This is a genomic window from Salmonella sp. SAL00672, from assembly GCF_046552175.1.
Lineage (GTDB): Bacteria > Pseudomonadota > Gammaproteobacteria > Enterobacterales > Enterobacteriaceae > Salmonella > Salmonella enterica.
Genome location: NZ_JBGDUQ010000004.1, coordinates 89,873 through 114,418 on the forward strand (window position 1 = coordinate 89,873; position 24,546 = coordinate 114,418).

A 24,546-nucleotide genomic window follows, 5' to 3' on the forward strand; every position below is an offset into this window, starting at 1 on the left:
ATCTAAAATGAGTGCGGTATTAGCCATCGGGTTGCTGTGAAGCCTGGGGCGGTAGCGTGCTTTTTTCTGCTTATTTATCCGGACAATTTCAACCAAAGAGTCGCTTGTGGAAAAGCCATTTCGAAGAATTCTGATTATAAAAATGCGTTTTCATGGAGACATGTTACTTACCACTCCTGTCATCAGCACGCTGAAGCAGAATTATCCCGATGCAAAAATCGATGTGCTTCTTTACCAGAACACTATACCGATATTGTCGGAAAATCCGGAGATTAATGCACTCTACGGCATCAGTAACAAAGGCGCAGGAACAAAAGAGAAGATCAAAAACGCGCTATCGTTAATCAAAAAATTGCGTGCTAACTCGTATGATCTGGTCGTCAATCTCACCGATCAGTGGAGCGTGGCGCTTATTGTGCGTTTTTTAAACGCAAAAATAAAAATCTCGCAGGATTTCGGTAATCGTCAGTCTGCTTTATGGAAAAAGAGCTTTACGCATTTAGTACCTTATGCGGGAGAACATGCTGTTGATCGCACATTATCCGCGCTAAAGCCGTTAGCGCTAAAACAGTATGTCACGGAAACCACCATGAGCTATCGCCCGGAACATTGGGAAAACATGCGACAACAGCTCAAACAACTTGGTGTGACCCGACAATATGTTGTTATTCAGCCTACGGCACGGCAGCTATTTAAGTGCTGGGATAATGATAAATTCTCGCAGGTTATTGATGCCGTGCAGCGCCGCGGTTATCAAGTTGTACTGACGTCAGGCCCGGCCGCAGACGAGATGGCCTGCGTGGATGCTATTGCACGCGGCTGTGAAACAAAACCGGTTACTGGTCTGGCGGGTAAAACTCGCTTTCCTGAATTGGGCGCGTTGATTGACCATGCGGATCTCTTTATCGGCGTTGATTCGGCCCCTGGTCATATTGCCGCAGCAGTCAAAACGCCGGTCATTTGCCTTTTCGGCGCGACGGATCATGTGTTCTGGCGTCCCTGGACCGACGACATCATTCAGTTTTGGGCAGGAAATTATCAGCCGATGCCTGAACGGCATGAGCTTGATCGTAATAAAAAATACCTTTCCGTGATTCCGGCTGAAGATGTTATCGCCGCGACGGAAAAAATGCTGCCGCATGAGGCACGCGCCATAGATTTGGACAGCCTGCTATGAGAGTTGCCTTTTGCTTATATAAGTATTTTCCTTTTGGCGGTCTGCAGCGTGATTTTATGCGCATTGCCCAAACCGTGGCGGCGCGAGGGCATCAGGTTCGTGTTTATACTCAGTCATGGGAAGAGGAATGCCCGGATAACTTTGAATTAATCCGCGTGCCGGTTAAATCCCGGACGAACCACGGTCGTAACGCAGAATATTATGCCTGGGTGCAACACCATTTGCGCGACCATCCTGTCGATCGGGTGGTTGGGTTCAATAAGATGCCAGGCCTTGATGTGTATTACGCCGCAGACGTGTGTTACGCCGAAAAAGTCGCACAGGAAAAAGGTTTTTTCTATCGCCTGACATCACGCTATCGGCATTATGCTGCTTTTGAACGCGCCACGTTTGAACACGGCAAGCAGACGCAACTATTAATGCTGACGAATAAGCAGATTGCTGACTTCCAAAAACATTATCAGACTGAAGCGGAGCGTTTCCATATTCTTCCTCCGGGGATTTACCCGGACAGAAAATATAGCCAACAGATCCCGAACAGTCGTCAAATTTATCGTCAGAAAAATGGTATCTCAGAACAGCAAAAATTACTGTTGCAAGTAGGGTCTGACTTCACCCGTAAAGGTGTGGATCGCTCTATTGAAGCGCTGGCATCGCTACCCGAATCTTTACGGCAAAATACGGTGCTCTATGTTGTCGGGCAGGATAAGCCGAAGAAGTTTGCAGCACTGGCTGAAAGAAGCGGCGTCGGCACGAATGTGCATTTTTTCTCCGGACGTAATGATATCGCGGAGTTAATGGCGGCAGCCGACCTTTTACTGCATCCAGCCTATCAGGAAGCTGCAGGTATTGTTTTGCTGGAAGCCATTACTGCTGGTTTGCCGGTGCTGACAACTGCGGTGTGCGGTTATGCACATTATATTGTGGATGCCAACTGTGGCGAAGCGATGACTGAACCATTCCGTCAGGATGCGCTAAATGAGGTTTTACTCAAAGCGCTGACACAGCCTTCCTTACGCAACGCCTGGGCTGAAAATGCGCGGTATTATGCTGATACCCAGGATTTATACAGCTTACCGGAGAAGGCCGCAGATATTATTACAGGTGATTTAGATGGTTGAGCTGAAAGCGCCGTTAACCACACTATGGCGCGGTAAAGATGCTTTTGAGGAAGTGAAAACGTTACAGGGCGAAGTGTTCAGAGAGCTGGAGACGCGTCGAACATTGCGGTTTGAGCTGGACGGCAAAAGTTACTTCCTGAAGTGGCATAAAGGCACTTCGCTGAAAGAAATTGTGAAGAACCTGATTTCGTTACGTATGCCTGTTCTGGGCGCTGACAGAGAATGGCACGCCATTCATCGTCTACATGAGCTGGGCGTTGATACGATGCACGGCGTTGGTTTTGGTGAAAAAGGCGTAAACCCGCTAACCAGAACATCATTTATTATCACCGAAGATTTAACGCCCACCATTAGCCTTGAAGACTACTGTGCTGACTGGGCTGTTAATCCACCGGACGCGCAGGTGAAGTGGATGATCATTAAGCGTGTTGCGACTATGGTACGTAAAATGCACGCCGGGGGAATTAACCATCGCGACTGTTATATTTGCCACTTTCTTCTGCATTTACCTTTCACTGGTCGCGAAGAGGATTTAAAAATCTCCGTAATCGACCTGCATCGCGCGCAGATACGCCAGCGCGTTCCCCTTCGCTGGCGTGACAAAGATTTAATTGGGCTTTATTTTTCTTCAATGAATATTGGCCTGACTCAGCGAGATATATTCCGGTTTATGCGTGAGTATTTCTCTCTCCCCCTGCGAGAGATTTTGCAAAAAGAATCGGGGTTGATTCATCAGGCGGATGTTAAAGCCGCTCGAATTAAAGAAAGAACAATAAGAAAAAATCTGTAATTATAATAATTATGCACTCAGTGAGTAATTTATGAGTGAGACAAGGATAGACAGAATGTCTGACATTAAAAGTTATATTTCAAACCAAAAAAACATAATTCAACATGATGATTTTTTTGGAAGAAGACTGGACATTGCTCTTTGCTTTGATCATGGTTTTATAATGCCGGCAGGTGTGGCAATATATTCCATTATCGAAAATAATAAAGATATTGACTTGCATTTTCATTTATTGATATCGGGTGTGTCGGAGTATGATTTATTACCTTTTCTTGAATTGAAACAACCTAATGTATCAATTACAGCATATCATATTAACAATAATTTCGATATTAATCCGGAAACGTTAATTCTGGGTATTCCATTATCTACATGTCTTCGTTTTTTAATTCCGGATGTTGTTAATAAAGGAATTTCAAAAATTTTATATTTGGATTGCGATATTATTTGTCATGGTTCATTATCTGAGTTAATTGATATTAATCTTGAAGGGGAAATCGCAGGAGTGATCTTAGACTCGCCGGATATGCAAAAAAGAGTAAAACAATTAGATTATGGGGTGGATTTTAATGGGTATTTCAATGCAGGCGTGATGTTAATTAATAACTATGAGTGGAGAAAAAATAACGTAACTCAAGAATCTTTGTCTATGATTAATTGTGGTAAGATTTTTAGATATGCCGATCAGGATGTTTTAAATATTTTACTCAATGGAAAGGTGAAGTATCTCCAAAGAAAATTTAACAATAAAACGACATTATCTGTTAACTTTGATGCTGAAGCTAAAAATATAGATAATACTATTATTATGCATTATGTGACTCCAAATAAACCATGGTATAAGATATTTAAAGCAAGATATTTTGATCGATACTTTAATGAATCCCCATGGAAAAATAACAGGAGGTTTTTTTCACCATCCCCAAGTGAAATACGCCTTAAAGCAAAAAGAGAAATGTCAGGTAAAAATTACTCTATAGGATTATATTACTATTTTTGCTATTTAATATCTAAAGTCTTTAGATTAAGGTTTTAACTCTGGGGTATATATGAAAATAGCATTTATTGGCGAAGCGGTATCTGGTTTTGGAGGGATGGAAACCGTTATTAGCAACGTTATCCATACGTTTGAAAATAGCTCTCTGAAAATCAACTGTGAAATGTTTTTCTTTTGTCGTAATGACAAAATGGATAAAGCATGGCTAAAAGAGATTAAATATGCGCAATCATTCTCAAATATAAAATTAAGTTTTCTTCGTCGAGCTAAGCATGTTTATAATTTTAGTCAATGGTTGAAAGAAACGTCACCAGATATTGTGATATGTATTGATGTCATCTCATGTCTTTATGCCAATAAAGCACGAAAGAAAAGTGGTAAACATTTTACTATTTTCTCGTGGCCGCATTTTTCGCTCGACCATAAAAAACATGCAGAATGTATAACGTACGCGGATTATCATCTGGCCATCAGTAGTGGTATTAAAGAACAGATGATGGCACGGGGTATCTCAGCGCAAGATATTAGCGTCGTTTATAATCCTGTCTCTATTAAAACAATCATTGTGCCGCCGCCTGAGCGCGATAAACCCGCTGTATTTCTCTATGTAGGGCGTCTTAAATTTGAAGGGCAGAAAAGAGTTAAAGATTTATTTGATGGCTTAGCTCGTACGACAGGGGAATGGCAGCTACATATTATTGGTGATGGCTCAGATTTTGAAAAGTGCCAGGCCTATAGTCGGGAGCTTGGTATTGAGCAGCGTGTGATCTGGTATGGTTGGCAAAGCGCGCCGTGGCAAGTCGTACAGCAAAAAATAAAAAATGTCACCGCGTTACTACTTACCTCTGCATTTGAGGGATTTCCTATGACCCTGCTGGAAGCAATGTCATATGGAATTCCGTGTATTAGTTCTGATTGTATGTCTGGTCCGCGCGATATGATTAAACCCGGCTTGAATGGTGAGCTTTACACCCCGGGGGCTATAGATGATTTTGTAGGACACCTTAATCGCGTTATTTCTGGTGAAGTAAAATATCAGCATGATATTATTCCCGGCACGATTGAGAGATTTTACGATGTGCTATATTTTAAAAATTTTAATAATGCGATATTCTCGAAATTACAAAAGTGATCACTATGAGCAGAAAATATTTTGAAGAAGAAGTCATTCAACAGACTTTAGATTATAACTATGCACAACATAGTGATGCTGATAAATTTAATATAGCTTATGGGATTGATAAAAACTTTCTTTTTGGCTGTGGTGTCTCTATTGCATCGGTTCTCCTCGCTAACCCAGAGAAGGCGTTAGCTTTCCATGTTTTTACCGATTTCTTTGACTCTGAAGACCAGCAACGATTTGAGGCATTAGCAAAACAGTACGCTACGCAGATCGTTGTTTACCTAATCGACTGTGAGCGCTTAAAATCGCTACCCAGTACCAAAAACTGGACCTATGCAACATACTTTAGATTCATTATCGCCGATTATTTTTCAGATAAAACAGATAGAGTACTTTATCTGGATGCAGATATTGCATGTAAAGGGAGTATTCAAGAACTTATTGATCTTAATTTCGCTGAAAATGAGATTGCGGCGGTTGTTGCTGAAGGCGAGTTGGAGTGGTGGACTAAGCGCTCGGTTAGCCTGGCAACGCCTGGGCTGGTTTCTGGCTATTTTAATGCCGGTTTTATTTTAATTAACATACCTCTTTGGACCGCAGAAAATATCTCTAAGAAAGCGATTGAAATGCTAAAAGATCCGGAGGTAGTACAGCGCATAACGCACCTTGATCAGGATGTATTAAATATATTGTTAGTGAATAAAGCGCGTTTTGTTGATAAAAAATTTAATACACAATTTAGTCTTAACTATGAATTAAAAGATTCAGTTATTAATCCAGTCGATGCTGAGACTGTATTTGTTCATTATATCGGACCAACGAAGCCCTGGCATAGTTGGGGGGCTTACCCTGTGTCACAATATTTTTTACAGGCTAAGAGCAACTCACCATGGTCTCATTGTGCACTTTTAAATCCAGTGACTAGCCATCAGTTACGTTATGCGGCAAAGCATATGTTTAATCAGAAGCATTATACTTCGGGTATAAATTATTATATAGCCTACTTTAAACGTAAACTTCTTGAATAAAACCCATAGGTGATGTAATGGATTCATTTCCTGAGATAGAAATAGCTGAATATAAAATTTTTGATGAAAGTAATAATAATAATGATGATAACGTATTAAACATTTCTTATGGCGTTGATGAAAACTATCTTGATGGTGTGGGGGTGTCAATTGCTTCAGTTGTACTAAACAATAATATCCCGCTCGCTTTTCACATTATTTGTGATTCATACTCTCCGTGTTTTGTAAAATATATAGAGCGTTTAGCCGTACAGCATCACATAAAAATTTCTCTTTATCTTATTAAAGTAGAAAGCCTTGAGGTATTGCCTCAAACTAAAGTATGGTCGAGAGCAATGTATTTTCGTTTATTTGCTTTCGATTATCTCAGCAAGAAGGTAAACACACTACTTTATTTGGATGCCGATGTTGTATGCAAAGGATCTTTGCAAGATCTTCTACAGCTTGATTTGACAGAGAAGATTGCTGCGGTCGTAAAAGATGTTGATTCCATCCAGAATAAGGTAAATGAGAGATTAAGCGCTTTTAATTTACAAGGTGGTTATTTTAACTCCGGCGTGGTTTTTGTTAACCTGAAATTATGGAAAGAGAATGCCTTAACTGAAAAGGCATTTTTACTTCTGGCAGGTAAAGAAGCTGACTCTTTTAAATATCCCGATCAGGATGTTTTGAATATTCTCCTACAGGATAAAGTCATTTTTCTACCGCGACCGTATAATACTATTTATACTATTAAAAGTGAGTTGAAAGATAAGTCACATAAAAAATATAGCAATATAATTAATGATAATACTATTTTAATTCATTATACGGGCGCTACAAAACCATGGCATGCCTGGGCAAATTATCCTTCAGTTATCTATTATAAAAATGCACGACTGAACTCGCCCTGGAAAGATTTTCCCGCAAAAGATGCGCGTACCATAGTCGAATTTAAGAAGCGATATAAACATCTTCTCGTGCAAGGTCATTATTTTAAAGGCCTTCTGGCTGGAAGCGCATATCTTTATCGTAAACTTTTCCACAAATAATTCCCTTCCCTAAATCTCCATTATGATTATTGAAAAAAAGGTTAAAAACTATACCGTCTTTGTCAAAAAAGACGGTGAAAAATACATTGAGATATTCAAAGATTTTCTATCTTATAATCATCAGGTTATTAAAGTCTTTCGTAATATAGAAGATACAAAAGTTGTATTGATTAATACAGACTACGGAAAATATATTCTCAAAGTATTTAGCCCAAAAGTAAAAAATACTGAACGCTTTTTCAAATCGTTAGTAAAAGGAGATTACTACGAAAAGCTTTTTCATCAGACAGATCGTGTGCGGCGTGAAGGGTTTGCGGCGCTTAATGATTTTTACCTGCTGGCGGAAATTAAAACATTACGCTATGTAAAAACATACGTGATGATAATTGAGTATATTGAAGGTATTGAACTTGTTGATATGCCAGAAATTTCTGACGAGGTGAGAGGGAAAATCAAACAGTCGATATATTCTCTGCATCAGCATGGTATGGTTTCGGGCGATCCCCATAAAGGTAACTTTATCCTGCAAGGCAATGAGATCAGAATTATCGATTTGTCCGGAAAAAGACCTTCCAGACAACGAAAAGCAAAGGATCGTATTGATTTAGAAAGACATTATGGTATCAAAAATAATATGAGAGATATCGGATTTTACTTATTGATTTATAAGAAAAAACTTCGAAATTTCTTGCGTCGTATTAAGGGTAAGGAAAAGCGCTGATCAATGTAGCACGTTTGGTTTAATTTAAGGGGCTGACTGACTTTTATTTGCTGCAGCGTTATGACATACTTGAGAGAATTTGAGATGTAATATTAGTTATTGAATATAACATTTATTTATAGGTTGCATGATAAACATACGAGTTTTTTATGGGCAGCGTTAACTTCATAACTCACGCCGATGTTCTGCAACTTATTGCGAAAAGAACGGCTGAAGATTGTATTATTTTTCTTTCTGGTCCTACGTCCAGAAAGACGCCGCTGTCCTTGTTACGAATGAAAGATGTCATTGCAGTCAATGGTTCTGTTCAATATTTGCTAAACAATAACGTCAAGCCATTTTTGTACCTTCTGACGGATGTTCGCTTCCTCCATCGTCGGCGCGAAGATTTTTATAACTTTAGCCGTAACAGTCAGTTTACTATCGTCAATCTTGATGTGTACGAACAGGCTTCAGTGGATGATCAAAAATATATTGAAGAAAACTGTTTAATTATTCGCTCCTTTTATCGCCGAGAAAAAGGGGGCTTTTTAAAGAAAATTAAATTTAATATCCTCAAGCGGGTTCATAAAGCATTACTTATTTCAGTTCCCCTTTCGAAAAGAGGGCGACTGGCTGGATTTTGCAAGGATATCAGCATCGGGTATTGCTCTTGCCATACTATTGCTTATACCGCTATTCAGGTTGCCTATTCCCTCAAGTATGGCCGTATTATATGTTCTGGGCTTGACTTAACAGGGAGTTGCCCACGTTTCTATGACGAATCTACCAGCCCTATGCCATCTGAGCTTAGTAAAGACCTGTTTAAAATACTGCCATTTTTTACTTTTATGAGAAAAAATGTGAGTGATTTAAATATCTTTAATTTATCAGATGATACTGCAATTCATTACGATATTATTCCATATATTACAGCCTCGGAACTTGAGGATGAAATATATTACGATAAAATTGTCTAGACACTAGATAAATCATTATTTTGCGTTGCTTCGGCACGCATTTCTTTTTCTATAACATTTCTTTTTCTATAAAGTTAACTATTCTGGATTATAGCTATTATGATTAAAAAAATCATATTTACTGTTACTCCTATATTTTCAATTCCTCCTCGTGGTGCGGCTGCGGTAGAAACCTGGATTTACCAGGTTGCAAAACGACTATCAATACCGAGTGCTATTGCTTGTATAAAGAATGCTGGCTATCCTGAATATAATAAAATAAACGATAATTGTGATATTCATTACATTGGGTTTAGTAAAGTTTATAAGCGTCTTTTTCAGAAATGGACTCGTCTCGACCCACTACCCTATTCCCAGCGCGTCCTTAATATTAGAGATAAAGTGACTACCCAGGAAGATAGCGTCATTGTTATTCATAATAGTATGAAACTGTATCGGCAGATCAGAGAGCGCAATCCGAATGCAAAACTGGTTATGCACATGCATAACGCATTTGAACCAGAACTTCCTGATAACGATGCAAAAATTATCGTGCCCAGTCAGTTTCTTAAAGCCTTTTATGAAGAAAGATTGCCTGCCGCTGCTGTTAGTATTGTGCCTAATGGTTTTTGTGCTGAGACTTATAAAAGAAACCCACAAGATAATCTTCGTCAGCAATTAAATATTGCGGAAGATGCCACCGTTCTCTTATATGCCGGGAGAATTTCGCCTGATAAAGGCATCCTGTTGCTTTTGCAGGCGTTCAAACAATTACGTACCTTAAGAAGTAATATTAAACTTGTCGTTGTTGGCGACCCTTATGCAAGCCGCAAGGGTGAAAAAGCAGAGTATCAAAAGAAAGTACTGGACGCCGTAAAAGAGATTGGAACGGATTGTATTATGGCAGGGGGGCAATCTCCCGACCAGATGCATAACTTCTATCATATAGCCGATCTGGTTATTGTGCCATCTCAGGTTGAAGAAGCATTTTGCATGGTAGCTGTAGAAGCGATGGCAGCAGGAAAAGCGGTTCTTGCCAGCAAAAAAGGGGGGATTAGCGAATTTGTGTTAGATGGCATAACGGGCTATCACCTCGCAGAGCCTATGTCGAGCGACAGTATAATTAATGATATTAACCGTGCGCTTGCTGATAAGGAACGCCACCAGATTGCCGAAAAAGCAAAATCCCTGGTGTTTTCAAAATACAGTTGGGAAAATGTAGCGCAGCGTTTCGAGGAACAAATGAAAAGCTGGTTTGATAAGTGATTGAGTTCTGATGATGAAAAACGCGCTGATACCGTAATAAGTATCAGCGCGTTTTTTTATCTATTTCTTAGCGCCAGCAGAAAACCAGTAATGATACCAGTTTGAGCAATATCGACCTGTTCAAAATTGCCACGAACGATATAAAAACCGACGAAAGATAAAAATAGCAAGAGATGAGCATTGTAGGGACTTATCTCTACTTTCCTGAAGGTAGAGCTGGCTGTTTCCCTGATGATAGCGCCATATAAATAGGCCAGGCTCGCCAGACCTAATATGCCTGCACTAAACCAGATGTACAGAATGGTATTATGCGGACCGATAGATTCTTTAAAGGTCCACGTTGGATAATCGACAACGCGTTTATTATAAACACCATCATACACATCATTACCATAGCCGTAGCCCTTGATCGGGTTTTCCTGAATCAGTATCCACGCGGTGCCCTGGGTTCCGTTAGTATAACGAGATGAGCTATCTGTCTGCTGTAATTTATAAAGTAAATGTTCTGAATCTGATTGGTTATTATGTTGAGTGATAACCAAAGCGCCGATGATGGCTAATAAAATGGCACCGACTCCTATTAACTTCCATTGGCGATTCAGTATTGCCCACAGCGCACCTACTATGAGCACCGCCAACCATGCCCCTCGCGATAGGGTTCCCAGGATAAAGAAAAGATAGATAGCGCTAAGCACCAAAAAAACCAACTTAAGTGCATTTTTTCTAAACAGCCAAATATTCAATAATGCTGGAAATAAGAAAACCATGGAATCGGACATATGTCGATGCGCATAGCTCATGAATGGCATAATCCCTTTATTATAGTCCTCGATATATAGAATACTCTCTGCAAGGCAGCGAAGTCCTAAACTTGTTAAAAAGGAGAAAAGTACTATTTTCGCAACCGTTTCTTTTGTTTCATCTTTTAATAGTACGGGAATTAATAAAGTATATAATAAGAAACCCTCCAGTACCGTATTTTCAAATTCCTTGAAACTTTCTTTCATATCTGGCGATATGAGTATGGAATAAACAAGGATTAATGATAATACTGCTACGCTATAAAATATGCTATTTTTGAAAAGAGGGGGGAAACTTTTCGGTGAGCGTGAGACCTGATAAATCGCGGTGATAACCATAAGTATGATTATCAAATGTTTATAACGCGTAATACCATCCAGAAAATACGTGGCAACAAAAAGAAAAACCAGCGCTTTATTCCAGATCGGTTTCCATTTCTCTTTATTTAACGTTAATGATGTGGTTAGCATCTTTTCTCCACAATAGGTTTGGGATGAGACAGTGTCTCTTTAATGAATCTTTCCGAATACGCTTGTGGCATCTAAATTCGCCAGGTTTTTTTCTGGTGAGCAGCATGCCATTTGGTTCTTCCCATAACCTCCAATTAACCCAGGGTCCGTTGGGCCATATAGCGTAATATTCGGTCTGTCGAGCGCGGCGGCGAGATGGCTCAGGCCGGTATCAACCGATACGACAAATTTTGCGCCAGCCAGCACTCTGGCGACCTCCTCCAGGCTCATGCGCGGTAACACATCCACATAGTCAAAGCCTTCGGCCAGTCGTTTAGCACGGGCCTCCTCATGAGGCGCGCCCCAGGGAAGTTTTATCCGTAATCCGGTGTTGCCCACCAGGCCGATAAGCTCGCGCCAGTTTGCTTCCGGCCAGTGTTTATCATCGCGGGTCGTGGCATGTAAAAACACCGCATACGGATCGCTAACCGCCTGCTGGCAATGCAGAAAATGTTTTGCGATGGCATAATCGCCCTGCGACTGCGGTTTATCGTATCCCAGGCTTTTGGCGAACAGCTCGCGCGTCCGTTCAACCGCATGTTGTTGCTTTGCGATATGGTGTTTACGGTTATAGAACAGGCTGGCCAGCGGTTCGCGGGCGGTACTCCAGTCCATACCGTGCTTTATCCCATGCGCCAGACGCGTCACCAGCGCCGCGCTTTTTACCAGCCCCTGCGCATCAATCACAGCGTCGTATTGGTTTGCGCATACCGCCCGATGAAAGGCTATGCGTTCCGCTTTAATGGGCGCGGAAAACCAGGCCTTGCGCCAACGGCGAATAGCGACGGGAATCACGCGATCGACAGCACTGTGCCAGGACGGAATTTGTGCAAACCCTTCTTCGACAACCCAATCAAATTGAATCCCCGGAATCGCCTGTTGCGCGTCGGTAAGCGCAGGCAGGGTATGTAATACGTCGCCCATCGATGATGTTTTAACGATCAAAACCCGCATTAAACGCCCTCTTCCGACAACAGCGAATGAAGCTCTTCCAGAACCCGCTGCGGCGTGATATCGATCAGGCTCTGGTGATAGCCTTGCGCCGTATCGCCTTTACGCACTTTGTGGTAACCCGTAATGAGACGAATCACCCGGGCCTTATGAGACAGCGGCGGCGTGAAATCCGGGCTACTTGGGCCATACAAGGCGACCAGCGGGCGGTCGAGCGCCGCCGCGACGTGCATCAGTCCGGAATCGTTAGTGACGATGGCTTTACAGGCGGCTATCAGAATGACGGCCTGTTCCAGCTGGGTTTCCCCCGCCAGGTTGCGACACCATGCCTGCTGCTCGCTATTCAGCGCCGCCAGGATCTCATTTCCGGCTTCATGGTCTTTTGCCGAGCCAAACAGTACGACCTGATACCCTTCGTTAATGAGCTGCTTTGCCAGTTCGGCGTAGTGATAGTGCGGCCAACGTTTTGCCGGGCCAAATTCCGCGCCGGGGCAAAAGCCGATCAGAGGACGTTCAGAAGATAGTGAAAAGTCGCTGCACATCAGCGACTTTTCACCCTCGCTAACCTGGAGCTGCGGCCAGAGTAGCGGCTGCGGCAGATCTTTCGCCGTGCGCATCACGCCCTTGTCATAAGCCAGCGCCACGTAGCGCTCCACCATCAGCGGCCAAGCGTCCTTATCAAGGACGCGCGCATCGTTCAGCAGGCCATAGCGCATTTCGCCGCGCCAGCCGGTACGGTGCGGGATATTGGCAAAGAAAGGAATCAGCGCCGATTTAAACGAATTTGGCAACACCCAGGCGCGATCGTAGCGCTTCTCTCGCAGGCTATGGCCCAATCTGCGGCGCTCGCCGATTTCCAGCGCGCCGTGGCCCAGCGGCATGGGTATCGCCTCGTTAACTTCCGGCATACGCGATAACAACGGACGGCACCAGGCTGGCGCCATCACGTCGATTATCGCCTGGGGATAGCGCGCTTTAAGCGTGCGATAGAGACTTTGCGACATCATCATGTCGCCCACCCAGGACGGGCCAATGACCAAAATTTTCATACTTACGCGTCGCGGTTCAGCCAGGCCATATACTCCGTGACGCCTTCGGCGACGGTCTTAAAGGGTTTGTCGTAGCCCGCGTTGCGTAGATTGGTTAAATCCGCCTGCGTAAACGCCTGATAGCGGCCTTTCAGCTTATCCGGGAACGGAATGTATTCAATGCTGCCTTTTTTATGGTATGCCAGCGTCGCGTCGGCGACGGCCTGGAAAGATTCCGCACGGCCTGTGCCCAGGTTAAAGATGCCGGACTTACCGCTTTCCAGGAACCACAGGTTAACGGCGGCCACATCGCCCACGTAAACGAAGTCGCGCTTGAAGTTTTCGCTGCCTTCAAACAGTTTCGGGCTTTCGCCGTTGTTTAACTGTGTATTCAGATGAAATGCCACGCTTGCCATGCTGCCTTTATGGCCTTCACGTGGTCCATAGACGTTGAAATAGCGGAAACCGACAATCTGCGAGTTCGCTTCTGGCAGGATCGGGCGCACATATTCATCAAACAGGAATTTAGAATAGCCGTAAACGTTAAGCGGTTTTTCGTATTCGCGCGATTCGATGAAATCAGACGTGCGACCGCCATAGGTGGCGGCAGAAGAGGCATAGAGGAACGGGATTTCGCGCTCAAGACAATAGTGCAGCAGCTCTTTGGAGTATTGATAGTTATTATCCATCATATACTTGCCGTCCCACTCGGTGGTGGAAGAGCAGGCGCCTTCATGGAAAATAGCTTCGATATCGCCGAGCTCTTCTCCGGACATAATCTGGATCAGGAAATCTTCCTTATCCATATAGTCAGCAATGTTCAGATCCACCAGGTTTACAAACTTGGTGCCGTCTTTCAGGTTATCCACCACCAGAATATCGGTGATACCTTTATCATTCAGGGCCTTAACGATATTGCTGCCGATAAAGCCCGCGCCGCCGGTAACGATGATCATAACTGTAACCTTTGAATTATGGTGTCAGAGACTGTCTCAGACATGAATGCTCTTATCATAACACTATTCATCCATTCACTGATAACCCGTGAGGATACGCGTGATTTATGCTGCATTTTAAAGAAGTGATGACGCGTCATCTCGTATCAACGTATCGCTTTGGGTAATATGTGCTGAAATTTGCCCAGTCTGGAGAATCGCAATGCGTGGGGATTTTTACAAACAGTTAACCAACGAGCTGGAAACCGCCCGGGCGGAAGGATTGTTTAAAGAAGAGCGCATTATTACGTCTGCGCAGCAGGCGGATATCACCGTGGCGGATGGAAGCCACGTTATTAACTTTTGCGCCAATAACTATCTCGGGCTGGCGAATCACCCTGAGCTGATTAATGCCGCAAAAGCGGGTATGGACAGCCACGGTTTCGGTATGGCGTCCGTGCGTTTTATCTGCGGCACCCAGGACAGCCACAAAGCGCTGGAGCAAAAGCTGGCAAGCTTCCTCGGCATGGAAGATGCGATTCTGTATTCCTCCTGTTTCGACGCTAACGGCGGCTTGTTTGAGACGTTGCTGGGCGCGGAAGACGCCATTATCTCCGACGCGCTGAACCACGCGTCTATCATTGACGGCGTGCGTTTGTGTAAAGCGAAGCGCTATCGCTATGCCAACAACGATATGGCAGAGCTGGAAGCGCGGCTGAAAGAGGCGCGTGAGGCCGGCGCGCGTCATGTCCTGATCGCCACCGACGGGGTGTTCTCAATGGATGGCGTCATCGCCAATCTGAAAGGCGTCTGTGATCTGGCCGATAAATACGATGCGCTGGTGATGGTTGATGATTCTCACGCGGTAGGCTTTGTCGGCGAAAACGGTCGCGGTTCCCATGAATACTGCGACGTAATGGGCCGCGTAGATATTATTACCGGTACGCTGGGCAAAGCGTTAGGCGGCGCATCCGGCGGTTATACCGCGGCGCGTAAAGAGGTCGTTGAGTGGTTGCGTCAGCGTTCCCGCCCATATCTGTTCTCCAACTCCCTGGCGCCGGCAATCGTGGCGGCTTCTATTAAAGTGTTGGAGATGGTGGAAGCGGGCGCAGAACTGCGCGATCGCTTGTGGGCGAACGCCCGGCAGTTCCGTGAGCAGATGTCTGCCGCGGGATTTACGCTGGCAGGCGCGGATCACGCCATCATCCCGGTAATGCTGGGAGATGCGGTTGTCGCGCAGAAATTTGCCCGCGAACTGCAAAAAGAGGGCATTTACGTTACCGGTTTCTTCTATCCGGTCGTACCAAAAGGTCAGGCGCGTATTCGTACCCAGATGTCTGCGGCGCATACGCCTGAGCAAATTACGCGTGCGGTAGACGCGTTCACGCGTATTGGTAAACAACTGGGCGTGATTGCCTGAGGATGTAAGATGAAAGCGTTATCCAAACTGAAAGCGGAAGAGGGCATCTGGATGACCGACGTTCCGGAACCGGAAGTCGGCCATAACGATTTGCTGATTAAAATCCGTAAAACAGCCATCTGCGGTACTGACGTTCACATCTATAACTGGGATGACTGGTCGCAAAAAACCATCCCGGTTCCGATGGTCGTGGGGCATGAATATGTCGGCGAAGTGGTCGGCATCGGTCAGGAAGTGAAAGGCTTTAAAATCGGCGATCGCGTCTCCGGCGAAGGTCATATCACCTGCGGTCATTGCCGCAACTGCCGTGGTGGTCGTACTCACCTGTGTCGCAACACCACCGGCGTGGGCGTCAACCGTCCCGGCTGCTTCGCGGAATATCTGGTCATCCCGGCGTTCAATGCGTTTAAAATCCCGGATAACATTTCTGATGATTTAGCCTCTATTTTCGACCCGTTTGGTAATGCGGTGCATACGGCGCTGTCTTTCGATCTTGTCGGCGAAGATGTACTGGTATCGGGGGCGGGGCCAATCGGCGTAATGGCCGCCGCGGTGGCGAAACATGTTGGCGCGCGTCATGTGGTGATTACTGACGTCAATGAATACCGTCTGGAGCTGGCGCGCAAAATGGGCGTCACCCGCGCGGTCAACGTCGCGAAAGAGAGCCTGAACGACGTCATGGCGGAGCTGGGAATGACCGAAGGATTCGATGTGGGTCTGGAGATGTCCGGCGCGCCGCCGGCGTTTCGTACCATGCTGGACACTATGAATCACGGCGGTCGTATTGCGATGCTGGGGATTCCGCCATCAGATATGTCTATCGACTGGACAAAAGTTATCTTTAAGGGCTTGTTCATTAAAGGTATTTATGGTCGTGAGATGTTCGAAACGTGGTACAAAATGGCGGCGCTGATCCAGTCCGGTCTGGATTTGTCACCGATTATCACCCATCGTTTCTCTATTGATGATTTCCAGAAAGGTTTTGACGCCATGCGTTCAGGCCAGTCAGGAAAAGTTATTCTGAGCTGGGATTAATATGTATAGAGACCCGATGATATTTATCGGGTCTGATATACGTTTCATCGTAAAAGGTTGGTGTCATTCGCCAACCTTTTTTGTTAGGGAAAATCTGGAAAGCCGTAAAGAATTGTCATAGACATCAAGCATTCGTAATTGCGCTTTACTCTTATTTTACTCGCTAACGTAACGCTCTACTCTGAGTTTTGTGCTTGCTTTTTACTGTAAAAATTAATTATGGCGGCTTAATAGTTTCTTAATAGAGCCACAGTATAAAGGCAGGGTAAATTAAGGTTTTTCTGGTAATCGTTATGAAAAATAGTAAAACCAAAGTGAGTATCATTGTCCCGTTATATAATGCGGGAGCGGATTTTAATGCTTGCATGGCGTCATTAATCGCGCAAACGTGGTCGGCGCTGGAAATTATTATTGTGAATGATGGATCGACGGATCATTCCGTTGAGATAGCAAAACATTACGCGGAACATTACCCGCATGTTCGACTGCTTCATCAGGCCAATGCTGGCGCATCTGTCGCCCGTAATCTTGGCCTGCAAGCAGCGACCGGCGATTATGTCGCCTTTGTCGATGCAGATGACCTGGTCTACCCGAAGATGTATGAAACGCTGATGACCATGGCGCTTAACGATGATCTGGACGTTGCGCAGTGCAACGCGGACTGGTGCGTCCGAAAAACCGGGCACGCCTGGCAATCTATTCCGACCGATCGCCTGCGCTCCACCGGGGTATTAAGCGGACCGGATTGGTTGCGTATGGCGTTGGCCTCGCGGCGCTGGACGCATGTTGTCTGGATGGGCGTTTATCGACGTGCGTTAATTACCGATAACAATATTACTTTCGTTCCCGGACTACATCATCAGGACATATTATGGTCGACGGAAGTTATGTTTAATGCCACGCGCGTACGTTATACCGAACAATCATTATATAAATATTTCCTGCATGATAATTCGGTAAGCCGTTTGCAAAGACAAGGCAGTAAAAATCTTAATTATCAGCGGCATTATATTAAAATTACGCGGTTATTAGAAAAGCTCAATCGTGATTATGCCCGGCGTATTCCGATTTACCCGGAGTTTCGCCAGCAAATTACCTGGGAAGCGTTACGCGTTTGTCATGCGGTACGTAAAGAGCCTGATATTTTGACCCGCCAGCGTATGATTGCCGAAATTTTTACTTCTGGCATGTATAGACGGATGATGGCTAACGTCCGCAGCGCGAAAGCGGCTTATCAGACGCTGCTCTGGTCTTTCCGGCTGTGGCAATGGCGCGACAAAACCTTGTCACACCGTCGTATGGCCCGTAAGGCGCTCAATCTGTCTTAGCGCTCACGTTTTTAGGCGCGGCGATTTTCCCCCAGCCTTGCCACTGGTGCTGAAACCAGACAACCACGGAACTTTGCGTAATGCTCTCGCCGATGACGCTGAAAAAGCGCGTAGCGTAGACCGGTTGCAGCGGTTTTTTCGGCTTGCACATCTTCACGCCGCGGAAGGGATTGCGCGGCGCGTCAATTTTCTGCGGCGTCACACCAGGTCGGGACGTATCTACCTGCGGTTCGTTGAGCAGGCTGCCTGGACGTACCAGGGTGATATCCGCCGGCAGGCGATAAACCATCTGTTGCAGCACGCGAACCGTTGCGGGATGCGGATGACCAATCGCGATAGCGGAACCGTTGCGACGGGCCAGTTCGATAGCGCGATTAAACTGACGGCGGATATCCGCCTCGTTTTGCGTATCGTCGAGGAACACTTTACGCTTGATCACTTTCACACCCGTACCGGATGCCGCGCGCATCGCCTGGCTATTGCCAATCGTCATGCTGTCGAGAAAATAGAGATTGTAATGTTCCAGCGCCTGCATAACTTTTTGCATACCGAACAGGCTGGAGGTCATTGCGCTGCCCATGTGGTTATTAAGCCCGACGGCATACGGCACGTTGTTTACCGCCTCGCGGATAATGCGCTCGATCTCATCGCTGCTCATATCTGGTCGCAGCGTATCCTTCTCCAGCGGCTGTTTGCTTAGCGGCGCCATCGGCAGATGGATTAACACCTCATGCCCGCTATTGTGCGCTTTAGTTGCCATTTCGCGCGCGTGCGGCGCGTTGGGCAGTACGGCGACGGAGATGTTTGGCGGCAGCGCCAGAACCTGGTTTTCCGTGTGCGGGCGATAGCCAAAATCATCAATCACGATGGCGAGCTTGCCAGCGAAAACGGGATGTGCAAACGCCAGCAAAGTGGCCAGCGTGAGAATGGAGCGACGAAACTGAGGCAAAACTTATCTTCCCAACCACGGCTGTGGATTGACGGCCTGACCCTGGCGACGAATTTCGAAATAAAGCGAAGGTCTGCCCTGACCGCCGCTACTGCCCACAAGGGCGATAGGTTGTCCGGCGCGTACCTGCGCGCCTACGCTGACCAGCGCGCTCTGATTATAGCCGTAAAGGCTCATATCGCCTTTACCATGCTCCACGACCACCACCAGGCCATAGCCTTGCAGCCAGTCCGCCAGAATCACCCTGCCGTCGGCGATGGCTTTGACCTCGGTGCCTTCCGACGCGCCGATCACCATCCCCTTCCAACGTAGCTCACCCTGCAGCCGTTCGCCATAGCGATGCAATATCGGGCCGCGTACCGGCCAGTATGCCTGACCGCGAGGCGCGCCCAGACCGCCGGTGCGGGACATTAGCGAACGCTCGCTTTCCGTCGGCTTATAGGTGCTGCCTTTACGCGAGGCTTCCTGCTGCTTATCGCGTACCGCCTGCGCTTCGCGGGCTTCACGCTCCGCTCGCGCTTTGGCCGCCGCTTCCGCCCGCGCGATACTGTTGCGTAGGCGTGATTCGTTGGCGCGCAGTTCGCTTAACTGTTGCTGGCCTTGCTGAATAGACGACTCCAGTCCGGCAAGCGTTTTCTTACGTTCATTACGCGCCTGCTCCAGCTTCGCCTGTTGGGCGCGCTGCTCATACAGCAACGTTTGTTGTTGGCTTTGCTTCTCTTCCAGCTCGGCTTTTTGCGTGGCGACCTGTTCGCGAGTCTGCTTCAGTTCGGCGATAGTCTCCTGGCGCGCCTGGTTCAGATAGCCGAAGTAGGCCTGCAGGCGTTGCCCACGCTGGCTCTCTTCTCCGCTAAGAATAAGCTGAATGCCGGTGTGTTCGCCCTGGCGGAAAGCGGCGTCCAACTGCGCGGCGAGATTACGCTCCTGGCTGGCTTTTTGCTGCTCCAGTTTGGCAATTGAGGCGTTCATCTCATCAATTTGCGCGTTTAACTGATCCAGAGTGCTTTGCGTTTCGCGCAGCTTACGCGCTGCGGCCGAGATGGCCTCTTCCTGGGCTTTCAGTTGTGCCAGGAGGCTGGCGCGCTGTTGCTGCTGCTGGCGTACGTCGCGTTCTTTCGCGGCGATATCGGCCTGAATAGATTTGAGTTGATCACGGTCATCCGCGTGGGCGGAAAAGGCGCACAACAATACGCCAGCGCTAAGTACGCTGGCGTAGAACAAAGGCCTGACTGAAAACGTTTTTAGTTTCACGGCCTGTTGAATGGTGTTAATCGCCTTTCCCCTCATGGGGAGGGATTATTCCACGATGAACAGCGGCTTACCAGTCATCTCTTGCGGGATTTCCATCCCCATCAGCGACAGCATGGTAGGCGCAATGTCTGAAAGTTTGCCGCCTTCAACCGCCTTCACGTTTTTCTCGCCGACATAAATCAGCGGCACCGGCAGGTTGGTGTGGGCGGTATGCGCCTGACCGGTCGCCGGATCGCGCATCTGCTCCGCGTTGCCGTGGTCCGCGGTAATCAACAGTTGTCCACCAACGGACTCAACCGCTTTTGTTACCTGTTCAATGCAGTTATCCAACGCTTCCACCGCTTTGATGGCGGCTTCCATCACGCCGGTATGACCGACCATATCGCCGTTTGGATAGTTACAAATGATGGTGTCGTACTTACCGCTTTCGATCGCCGCGACCAATTTTTCAGTCAATTCTGCAGAGCTCATTTCCGGTTGCAGGTCATAAGTGGCCACTTTCGGGGAGTTGATCAGAATGCGCTCTTCGCCAGCAAACGGTTCTTCTACGCCGCCGTTAAAGAAAAAGGTTACGTGCGCATATTTTTCCGTTTCGGAAATACGCAGCTGAGTTTTGTCGTTTTTCGCCATCCATTCGCCAAAGGTATTCGCCAGCGACGCTGGTGGGTAGGCAACGGCAGTTTTGATGTCGGCGGCGTATTCGGTCAGCATCACGAAGTTCAGATTAACCACTTTCTTACGCGCAAAGCCGTCGAAATCAGCATTAACGAAAGCGCGGGTAATTTCGCGCGCGCGGTCAGCGCGGAAGTTCATGAAAATCAGCGTGTCGCCGTCTTCCATCGCCGCATCAGCCTGGCCCTCGGCGCGGATAACGGTCGCTTTGACAAACTCATCGTTTTCATCACGAGCGTAAGCGGCCTGCAGGCCAGCCACAGCGGTATCTGCCTGGAATTCGCCCTGCGCCAGGGTCATCAGATCATACGCTTTTTCCACGCGATCCCAACGGTTGTCGCGGTCCATAGCGTAGTAACGACCGACGATAGACGCCACGCGGCCTTTGCCCAGCGCGGCGAATTTGTCTTCGAATTTTTTCAGCGAGGCTTCAGCGCTGCGCGGCGGCGTGTCGCGACCGTCGAGGAAGGCGTGCAGATAGATTTTTTCTGCGCCGCGTTCTGCGGCCAGCTCCACCATCGCCATAATGTGATCTTCGTGGCTGTGGACGCCGCCCGCGGACAGCAGACCCATAATATGAACCGCTTTACCGGCGTTTTTCGCCTGGTCTACCGCATTGGTCAGGACTGGGTTAGCAAAGAAAGTACGTTCTTTAATTTCAACGTCCAGACGCGTCAGGTCCTGATAAACGATGCGGCCTGCGCCCAGGTTAACGTGGCCCACTTCGGAGTTGCCCATCTGGCGGTCAGGCAGACCCACTTCCAGACCGGATGCGTCGATCAGGGTATGCGGACGTTTTGCCCACAGAGCATCCATCACCGGGGTTTTGGCGTTTAAGATAGCGTTATCCTGCTGTTCTTCACGGTAGCCGTAGCCATCCAGAATCACCAGTACCATAGGTTTTTTAGAAACCGACATTGCGACAACCTCATACTCAATAGACAAAATAATTGCGTAATTTTACTACAGCTGAATCGATAAAATAGCCTCAGAAGATCAAAGAAAGGGATCGCGCTGGCGTGAGAAGGCAAGTAATAGCGTGATTTTTTTTCGTAGCGCCCCGCAAAAATGCATTCCAGTGCACGCTCTGGCTGTATTTGCGCCACTGCACAGGTATACTCCTTTCCTGGTTTTTTAATCACTACGTCGGGAGTTGTTACCCCCCATGCAAGAAATTATGCAATTTGTTGGCCGTCATCCCATACTGAGTATCGCCTGGATTGCGTTACTGGTGGCGGTTTTATTTACCACGTTCAAAGGTCTGACTTCAAAAGTTAAGGTGATTACACGCGGCGAAGCCACGCGCCTTATCAACAAAGAGGACGCCGTTGTTGTGGATTTACGTCAACGTGACGATTTCCGTAAAGGCCATATCGCTGGCGCGACCAATTTGCTGCCGAGCGAAATCAAAGCCAACAATGTTGGCGAACTGGAAAAGCACAAAGACAAGCCGATTATCGTGGTCGACGGTTCTGGTATGCAGTGCCAGGAATCCGCTAACGCGCTGACAAAAGCCGGCTTTGAAAAGGTCTTTGTGTTGAAAGAAGGCGTAGCAGGCTGGAGCGGCGAGAATCTGCCTCTGGTGCGCGGTAAGTGATTACCCGTCGTTTTCATGGCGCAAGGGGAATGACTTGCCTTTGCGTCGACATGAAATCCATCGGGTAAAAAACAGGAGCGAAGTCATGGCCAATATTGAAATCTACACCAAAGCAACCTGCCCGTTTTGCCATCGTGCAAAGGCGCTGTTAAACAGCAAGGGCGTGAGTTTCCAGGAAATTGCGATTGACGGCGACGCCGTGAAGCGTGAAGAGATGATCAAACGTAGTGGCCGAACGACGGTTCCGCAAATTTTTATTGATGCACAGCACATTGGCGGTTGTGACGACTTGTATGCGCTGGATGCGCGTGGTGGACTGGATCCGCTGTTGCGTTAAGGCGTACTCAAGTATTTAAGGACAACACTAAAGGGTTTTACACATGTCAGAACAAAATAACACTGAAATGGCTTTCCAGATCCAACGTATCTATACCAAGGATGTTTCTTTCGAAGCGCCAAACGCACCGCATGTTTTCCAGAAAGATTGGCAGCCAGAGGTTAAACTGGATCTTGATACGGCATCTTCCCAACTGGCGGATGACGTTTATGAAGTTGTGCTGCGTGTTACCGTAACGGCTTCCCTGGGGGAAGAAACCGCGTTCCTGTGCGAAGTTCAGCAGGCCGGTATTTTCTCCATCAGCGGTATTGAAGGTACTCAGATGGCGCATTGCCTGGGCGCATACTGCCCGAACATTCTGTTCCCGTATGCTCGCGAGTGCATCACCAGCCTGGTTTCACGCGGTACGTTCCCGCAACTGAACCTTGCGCCGGTCAATTTTGATGCGCTGTTCATGAACTATTTGCAGCAGCAGGCTGGCGAAGGTACTGAAGAACATCAGGATGCCTGATGAACCAAAGTAATGCGTCAATGACAGTCATCGGTGCCGGCTCGTACGGCACCGCTCTCGCCATCACTCTGGCGAGAAACGGCCACCAGGTTGTCCTGTGGGGCCACGACCCAAAACATATCGCGACCCTGGAGCACGATCGCTGCAACGTCGCGTTCCTTCCCGATGTGCCTTTTCCCGATACGTTACACCTGGAAAGCGACTTAGCAACCGCGCTGGCGGCCAGTCGTAACATTCTGGTGGTGGTGCCAAGCCATGTTTTCAGCGACGTGCTGCGGCAGATTAAACCGCTGATGCGTCCGGATGCGCGTCTGGTATGGGCGACCAAAGGCCTGGAAGCGGAAACGGGGCGCCTGTTGCAGGATGTCGCTCGCGAGGCGTTAGGCGATCAAATCCCGCTGGCGGTGATTTCCGGTCCGACGTTCGCTAAAGAGCTGGCGGCGGGTTTGCCGACGGCAATCTCGCTGGCCTCAACCGATGAGACCTTTGCCGACGATCTCCAGCAACTGTTGCACTGCGGAAAAAGTTTTCGCGTCTATATCAATGCGGATTTTATCGGCGTGCAGCTTGGCGGCGCGGTGAAAAACGTGATTGCGATTGGCGCGGGGATGTCTGACGGCATCGGCTTCGGCGCGAACGCCCGCACGGCGCTAATCACGCGTGGACTGACCGAAATGTCGCGGCTTGGCGCAGCGCTTGGCGCCGATCCCGCCACCTTTATGGGGATGGCGGGTTTAGGCGATCTGGTGCTGACCTGTACCGACAACCAGTCGCGCAACCGTCGTTTTGGCATGATGCTTGGCCAGGGCATGGACGTTAAAGGCGCGCAGGATAAGATTGGCCAGGTGGTCGAAGGCTATCGCAATACGAAAGAAGTTCGTGAATTGGCGCACCGTTTTGGTGTTGAAATGCCAATAACCGAGGAAATTTATCAAGTATTGTATTGCGGAAAAAACGCGCGCGAGGCAGCATTAACGTTATTAGGTCGCGCCCGCAAGGAAGAGCTGAGTCGCCACTAGCCGTAAGGAAC

At 47.2% G+C, this 24,546-nt stretch carries 24 protein-coding genes; 17 read left to right on the forward strand and 7 right to left on the reverse strand.

Annotated elements, in window-relative coordinates; translation table 11 throughout:
• The first annotated feature begins 106 nt into the window (after positions 1-106).
• The 10 genes from rfaQ (at position 107) to ACLJTG_RS13065 (ending at position 10,192) form a co-directional block, all read left to right on the forward strand.
• A complete protein-coding gene (gene rfaQ, locus ACLJTG_RS13020; protein ID WP_001669304.1) occupies positions 107-1,177 on the forward strand; it encodes a lipopolysaccharide core heptosyltransferase RfaQ in 1,071 nt (356 codons plus the stop codon).
• Positions 1,174-2,298 carry a glycosyltransferase family 4 protein gene (locus tag ACLJTG_RS13025; protein WP_021000908.1) on the forward strand — a complete coding sequence of 375 codons (1,125 nt, stop codon included), beginning with the start codon at positions 1,174-1,176 and terminating at the stop codon, positions 2,296-2,298. Before rfaQ ends, ACLJTG_RS13025 begins: the two co-directional genes overlap by 4 nt.
• Positions 2,291-3,088: a lipopolysaccharide core heptose(I) kinase RfaP gene (gene rfaP / locus ACLJTG_RS13030; protein WP_000229830.1), complete on the forward strand. Its 798-nt coding sequence runs from the start codon at positions 2,291-2,293 to the stop codon at positions 3,086-3,088. Before ACLJTG_RS13025 ends, rfaP begins: the two co-directional genes overlap by 8 nt.
• Before the next feature lie 55 nt (positions 3,089-3,143).
• Positions 3,144-4,124, forward strand: a complete 981-nt coding sequence (locus ACLJTG_RS13035) for a glycosyltransferase (RefSeq protein ID WP_001280097.1) — start codon at positions 3,144-3,146, stop codon at positions 4,122-4,124.
• 13 nt (positions 4,125-4,137) lie between these two features.
• Positions 4,138-5,217: a lipopolysaccharide 1,6-galactosyltransferase gene (gene waaB, locus ACLJTG_RS13040; protein WP_079951215.1), complete on the forward strand. Its 1,080-nt coding sequence runs from the start codon at positions 4,138-4,140 to the stop codon at positions 5,215-5,217.
• 5 nt (positions 5,218-5,222) lie between these two features.
• Positions 5,223-6,236, forward strand: a complete 1,014-nt coding sequence (gene waaO / locus ACLJTG_RS13045) for a lipopolysaccharide 3-alpha-galactosyltransferase (protein WP_000088482.1) — start codon at positions 5,223-5,225, stop codon at positions 6,234-6,236.
• Between the two features lie 17 nt (positions 6,237-6,253).
• Positions 6,254-7,267: a lipopolysaccharide 1,2-glucosyltransferase RfaJ gene (gene rfaJ / locus ACLJTG_RS13050; protein WP_000376855.1), complete on the forward strand. Its 1,014-nt coding sequence runs from the start codon at positions 6,254-6,256 to the stop codon at positions 7,265-7,267.
• A gap of 22 nt (positions 7,268-7,289) precedes the next feature.
• Entirely contained in the window at positions 7,290-7,988 is a 699-nt protein-coding gene (gene rfaY / locus ACLJTG_RS13055) for a lipopolysaccharide core heptose(II) kinase RfaY (RefSeq protein ID WP_000582817.1), read from the forward strand.
• 149 nt (positions 7,989-8,137) lie between these two features.
• Positions 8,138-8,947 (forward strand): 3-deoxy-D-manno-oct-2-ulosonate III transferase WaaZ, encoded by an 810-nt coding sequence (gene waaZ / locus ACLJTG_RS13060; protein ID WP_000536017.1) that lies wholly within the window; start codon positions 8,138-8,140, stop codon positions 8,945-8,947.
• 99 nt (positions 8,948-9,046) lie between these two features.
• Positions 9,047-10,192 (forward strand): lipopolysaccharide N-acetylglucosaminyltransferase, encoded by a 1,146-nt coding sequence (locus tag ACLJTG_RS13065; RefSeq protein ID WP_000591832.1) that lies wholly within the window; start codon positions 9,047-9,049, stop codon positions 10,190-10,192.
• Between the two features lie 56 nt (positions 10,193-10,248).
• On the opposite strand, the gene rfaL is transcribed toward ACLJTG_RS13065, so the two are convergent.
• Genes rfaL through rfaD form a run of 4 tightly spaced genes read right to left on the reverse strand, consistent with a single transcriptional unit; the run spans position 10,249 to position 14,437 of the window.
• A complete protein-coding gene (gene rfaL, locus ACLJTG_RS13070; RefSeq protein WP_000958448.1) occupies positions 10,249-11,463 on the reverse strand; it encodes an O-antigen ligase RfaL in 1,215 nt (404 codons plus the stop codon).
• A 39-nt stretch (positions 11,464-11,502) separates the two neighbouring features.
• Positions 11,503-12,456, reverse strand: a complete 954-nt coding sequence (gene rfaC / locus ACLJTG_RS13075; protein ID WP_021000906.1) for a lipopolysaccharide heptosyltransferase RfaC — start codon at positions 12,454-12,456, stop codon at positions 11,503-11,505.
• Positions 12,456-13,502 carry an ADP-heptose--LPS heptosyltransferase RfaF gene (gene rfaF, locus ACLJTG_RS13080; protein ID WP_000699196.1) on the reverse strand — a complete coding sequence of 349 codons (1,047 nt, stop codon included), beginning with the start codon at positions 13,500-13,502 and terminating at the stop codon, positions 12,456-12,458. The genes rfaC and rfaF overlap by 1 nt, the downstream gene beginning before the upstream one ends.
• Positions 13,503-13,504: 2 nt before the next feature.
• Complete coding sequence (rfaD, locus tag ACLJTG_RS13085) at positions 13,505-14,437, reverse strand: ADP-glyceromanno-heptose 6-epimerase (RefSeq protein WP_410958998.1); 933 nt, start codon at positions 14,435-14,437, stop codon at positions 13,505-13,507.
• 202 nt (positions 14,438-14,639) lie between these two features.
• Here rfaD and kbl point away from each other — a divergent pair, with 202 nt between their 5' ends.
• The 3 genes from kbl (at position 14,640) to ACLJTG_RS13100 (ending at position 18,199) form a co-directional block, all read left to right on the forward strand.
• Positions 14,640-15,836 (forward strand): glycine C-acetyltransferase, encoded by a 1,197-nt coding sequence (gene kbl, locus ACLJTG_RS13090; RefSeq protein ID WP_198898244.1) that lies wholly within the window; start codon positions 14,640-14,642, stop codon positions 15,834-15,836.
• 9 nt (positions 15,837-15,845) lie between these two features.
• Positions 15,846-16,871 carry an L-threonine 3-dehydrogenase gene (gene tdh, locus ACLJTG_RS13095; RefSeq protein WP_000645990.1) on the forward strand — a complete coding sequence of 342 codons (1,026 nt, stop codon included), beginning with the start codon at positions 15,846-15,848 and terminating at the stop codon, positions 16,869-16,871.
• Between the two features lie 293 nt (positions 16,872-17,164).
• A complete protein-coding gene (locus tag ACLJTG_RS13100) occupies positions 17,165-18,199 on the forward strand; it encodes a glycosyltransferase (protein ID WP_000798202.1) in 1,035 nt (344 codons plus the stop codon).
• Here the strand turns inward: ACLJTG_RS13100 and ACLJTG_RS13105 are convergent.
• Genes ACLJTG_RS13105 through gpmM form a run of 3 tightly spaced genes read right to left on the reverse strand, consistent with a single transcriptional unit; the run spans position 18,186 to position 21,989 of the window.
• Positions 18,186-19,148: a divergent polysaccharide deacetylase family protein gene (locus ACLJTG_RS13105; RefSeq protein ID WP_001135519.1), complete on the reverse strand. Its 963-nt coding sequence runs from the start codon at positions 19,146-19,148 to the stop codon at positions 18,186-18,188. The two genes, ACLJTG_RS13100 and ACLJTG_RS13105, sit on opposite strands and share 14 nt — an antisense overlap.
• Before the next feature lie 3 nt (positions 19,149-19,151).
• Entirely contained in the window at positions 19,152-20,411 is a 1,260-nt protein-coding gene (gene envC / locus ACLJTG_RS13110; protein WP_228770042.1) for a murein hydrolase activator EnvC, read from the reverse strand.
• A 33-nt stretch (positions 20,412-20,444) separates the two neighbouring features.
• On the reverse strand, positions 20,445-21,989 hold the full coding sequence (gene gpmM / locus ACLJTG_RS13115; RefSeq protein ID WP_000116576.1) for a 2,3-bisphosphoglycerate-independent phosphoglycerate mutase: 1,545 nt from the start codon (positions 21,987-21,989) through the stop codon (positions 20,445-20,447).
• Positions 21,990-22,236: 247 nt separating this feature from the next.
• Between gpmM and ACLJTG_RS13120 the strand changes: the two genes are divergently transcribed.
• From ACLJTG_RS13120 to gpsA, 4 genes are all read left to right on the forward strand, one after another.
• Complete coding sequence (locus ACLJTG_RS13120; RefSeq protein WP_001156179.1) at positions 22,237-22,668, forward strand: rhodanese-like domain-containing protein; 432 nt, start codon at positions 22,237-22,239, stop codon at positions 22,666-22,668.
• An 85-nt stretch (positions 22,669-22,753) separates the two neighbouring features.
• A complete protein-coding gene (gene grxC / locus ACLJTG_RS13125) occupies positions 22,754-23,005 on the forward strand; it encodes a glutaredoxin 3 (RefSeq protein ID WP_001273795.1) in 252 nt (83 codons plus the stop codon).
• Positions 23,006-23,048: 43 nt separating this feature from the next.
• Positions 23,049-23,516 carry a protein-export chaperone SecB gene (secB, locus tag ACLJTG_RS13130; protein ID WP_000003370.1) on the forward strand — a complete coding sequence of 156 codons (468 nt, stop codon included), beginning with the start codon at positions 23,049-23,051 and terminating at the stop codon, positions 23,514-23,516.
• On the forward strand, positions 23,516-24,535 hold the full coding sequence (gpsA, locus tag ACLJTG_RS13135; protein ID WP_001076596.1) for an NAD(P)H-dependent glycerol-3-phosphate dehydrogenase: 1,020 nt from the start codon (positions 23,516-23,518) through the stop codon (positions 24,533-24,535). The genes secB and gpsA overlap by 1 nt, the downstream gene beginning before the upstream one ends.
• Positions 24,536-24,546 lie beyond the last annotated feature (11 nt).

Excerpts from the sequence above, each read along its gene's own strand:
- rfaY (WP_000582817.1), top strand. The coding sequence starts at position 7,290 with ATGATTATTGAAAAAAAGGTTAAAAACTATACCGTCTTTGTCAAAAAA.
- ACLJTG_RS13065 (WP_000591832.1), top strand. The coding sequence starts at position 9,047 with ATGATTAAAAAAATCATATTTACTGTTACTCCTATATTTTCAATTCCT.
- ACLJTG_RS13025 (WP_021000908.1), top strand. The coding sequence starts at position 1,174 with ATGAGAGTTGCCTTTTGCTTATATAAGTATTTTCCTTTTGGCGGTCTG.
- secB (WP_000003370.1), top strand. The coding sequence starts at position 23,049 with ATGTCAGAACAAAATAACACTGAAATGGCTTTCCAGATCCAACGTATC.
- gpsA (WP_001076596.1), top strand. The coding sequence starts at position 23,516 with ATGAACCAAAGTAATGCGTCAATGACAGTCATCGGTGCCGGCTCGTAC.
- rfaP (WP_000229830.1), top strand. The coding sequence starts at position 2,291 with ATGGTTGAGCTGAAAGCGCCGTTAACCACACTATGGCGCGGTAAAGAT.
- ACLJTG_RS13035 (WP_001280097.1), top strand. The coding sequence starts at position 3,144 with ATGTCTGACATTAAAAGTTATATTTCAAACCAAAAAAACATAATTCAA.
- grxC (WP_001273795.1), top strand. The coding sequence starts at position 22,754 with ATGGCCAATATTGAAATCTACACCAAAGCAACCTGCCCGTTTTGCCAT.
- waaZ (WP_000536017.1), top strand. The coding sequence starts at position 8,138 with ATGGGCAGCGTTAACTTCATAACTCACGCCGATGTTCTGCAACTTATT.
- rfaD (WP_410958998.1), bottom strand. The coding sequence starts at position 14,437 with ATGATCATCGTTACCGGCGGCGCGGGCTTTATCGGCAGCAATATCGTT.
- rfaC (WP_021000906.1), bottom strand. The coding sequence starts at position 12,456 with ATGCGGGTTTTGATCGTTAAAACATCATCGATGGGCGACGTATTACAT.
- tdh (WP_000645990.1), top strand. The coding sequence starts at position 15,846 with ATGAAAGCGTTATCCAAACTGAAAGCGGAAGAGGGCATCTGGATGACC.
- ACLJTG_RS13120 (WP_001156179.1), top strand. The coding sequence starts at position 22,237 with ATGCAAGAAATTATGCAATTTGTTGGCCGTCATCCCATACTGAGTATC.
- kbl (WP_198898244.1), top strand. The coding sequence starts at position 14,640 with ATGCGTGGGGATTTTTACAAACAGTTAACCAACGAGCTGGAAACCGCC.
- gpmM (WP_000116576.1), bottom strand. The coding sequence starts at position 21,989 with ATGTCGGTTTCTAAAAAACCTATGGTACTGGTGATTCTGGATGGCTAC.
- waaB (WP_079951215.1), top strand. The coding sequence starts at position 4,138 with ATGAAAATAGCATTTATTGGCGAAGCGGTATCTGGTTTTGGAGGGATG.
- rfaF (WP_000699196.1), bottom strand. The coding sequence starts at position 13,502 with ATGAAAATTTTGGTCATTGGCCCGTCCTGGGTGGGCGACATGATGATG.
- ACLJTG_RS13100 (WP_000798202.1), top strand. The coding sequence starts at position 17,165 with ATGAAAAATAGTAAAACCAAAGTGAGTATCATTGTCCCGTTATATAAT.
- rfaL (WP_000958448.1), bottom strand. The coding sequence starts at position 11,463 with ATGCTAACCACATCATTAACGTTAAATAAAGAGAAATGGAAACCGATC.
- waaO (WP_000088482.1), top strand. The coding sequence starts at position 5,223 with ATGAGCAGAAAATATTTTGAAGAAGAAGTCATTCAACAGACTTTAGAT.
- rfaJ (WP_000376855.1), top strand. The coding sequence starts at position 6,254 with ATGGATTCATTTCCTGAGATAGAAATAGCTGAATATAAAATTTTTGAT.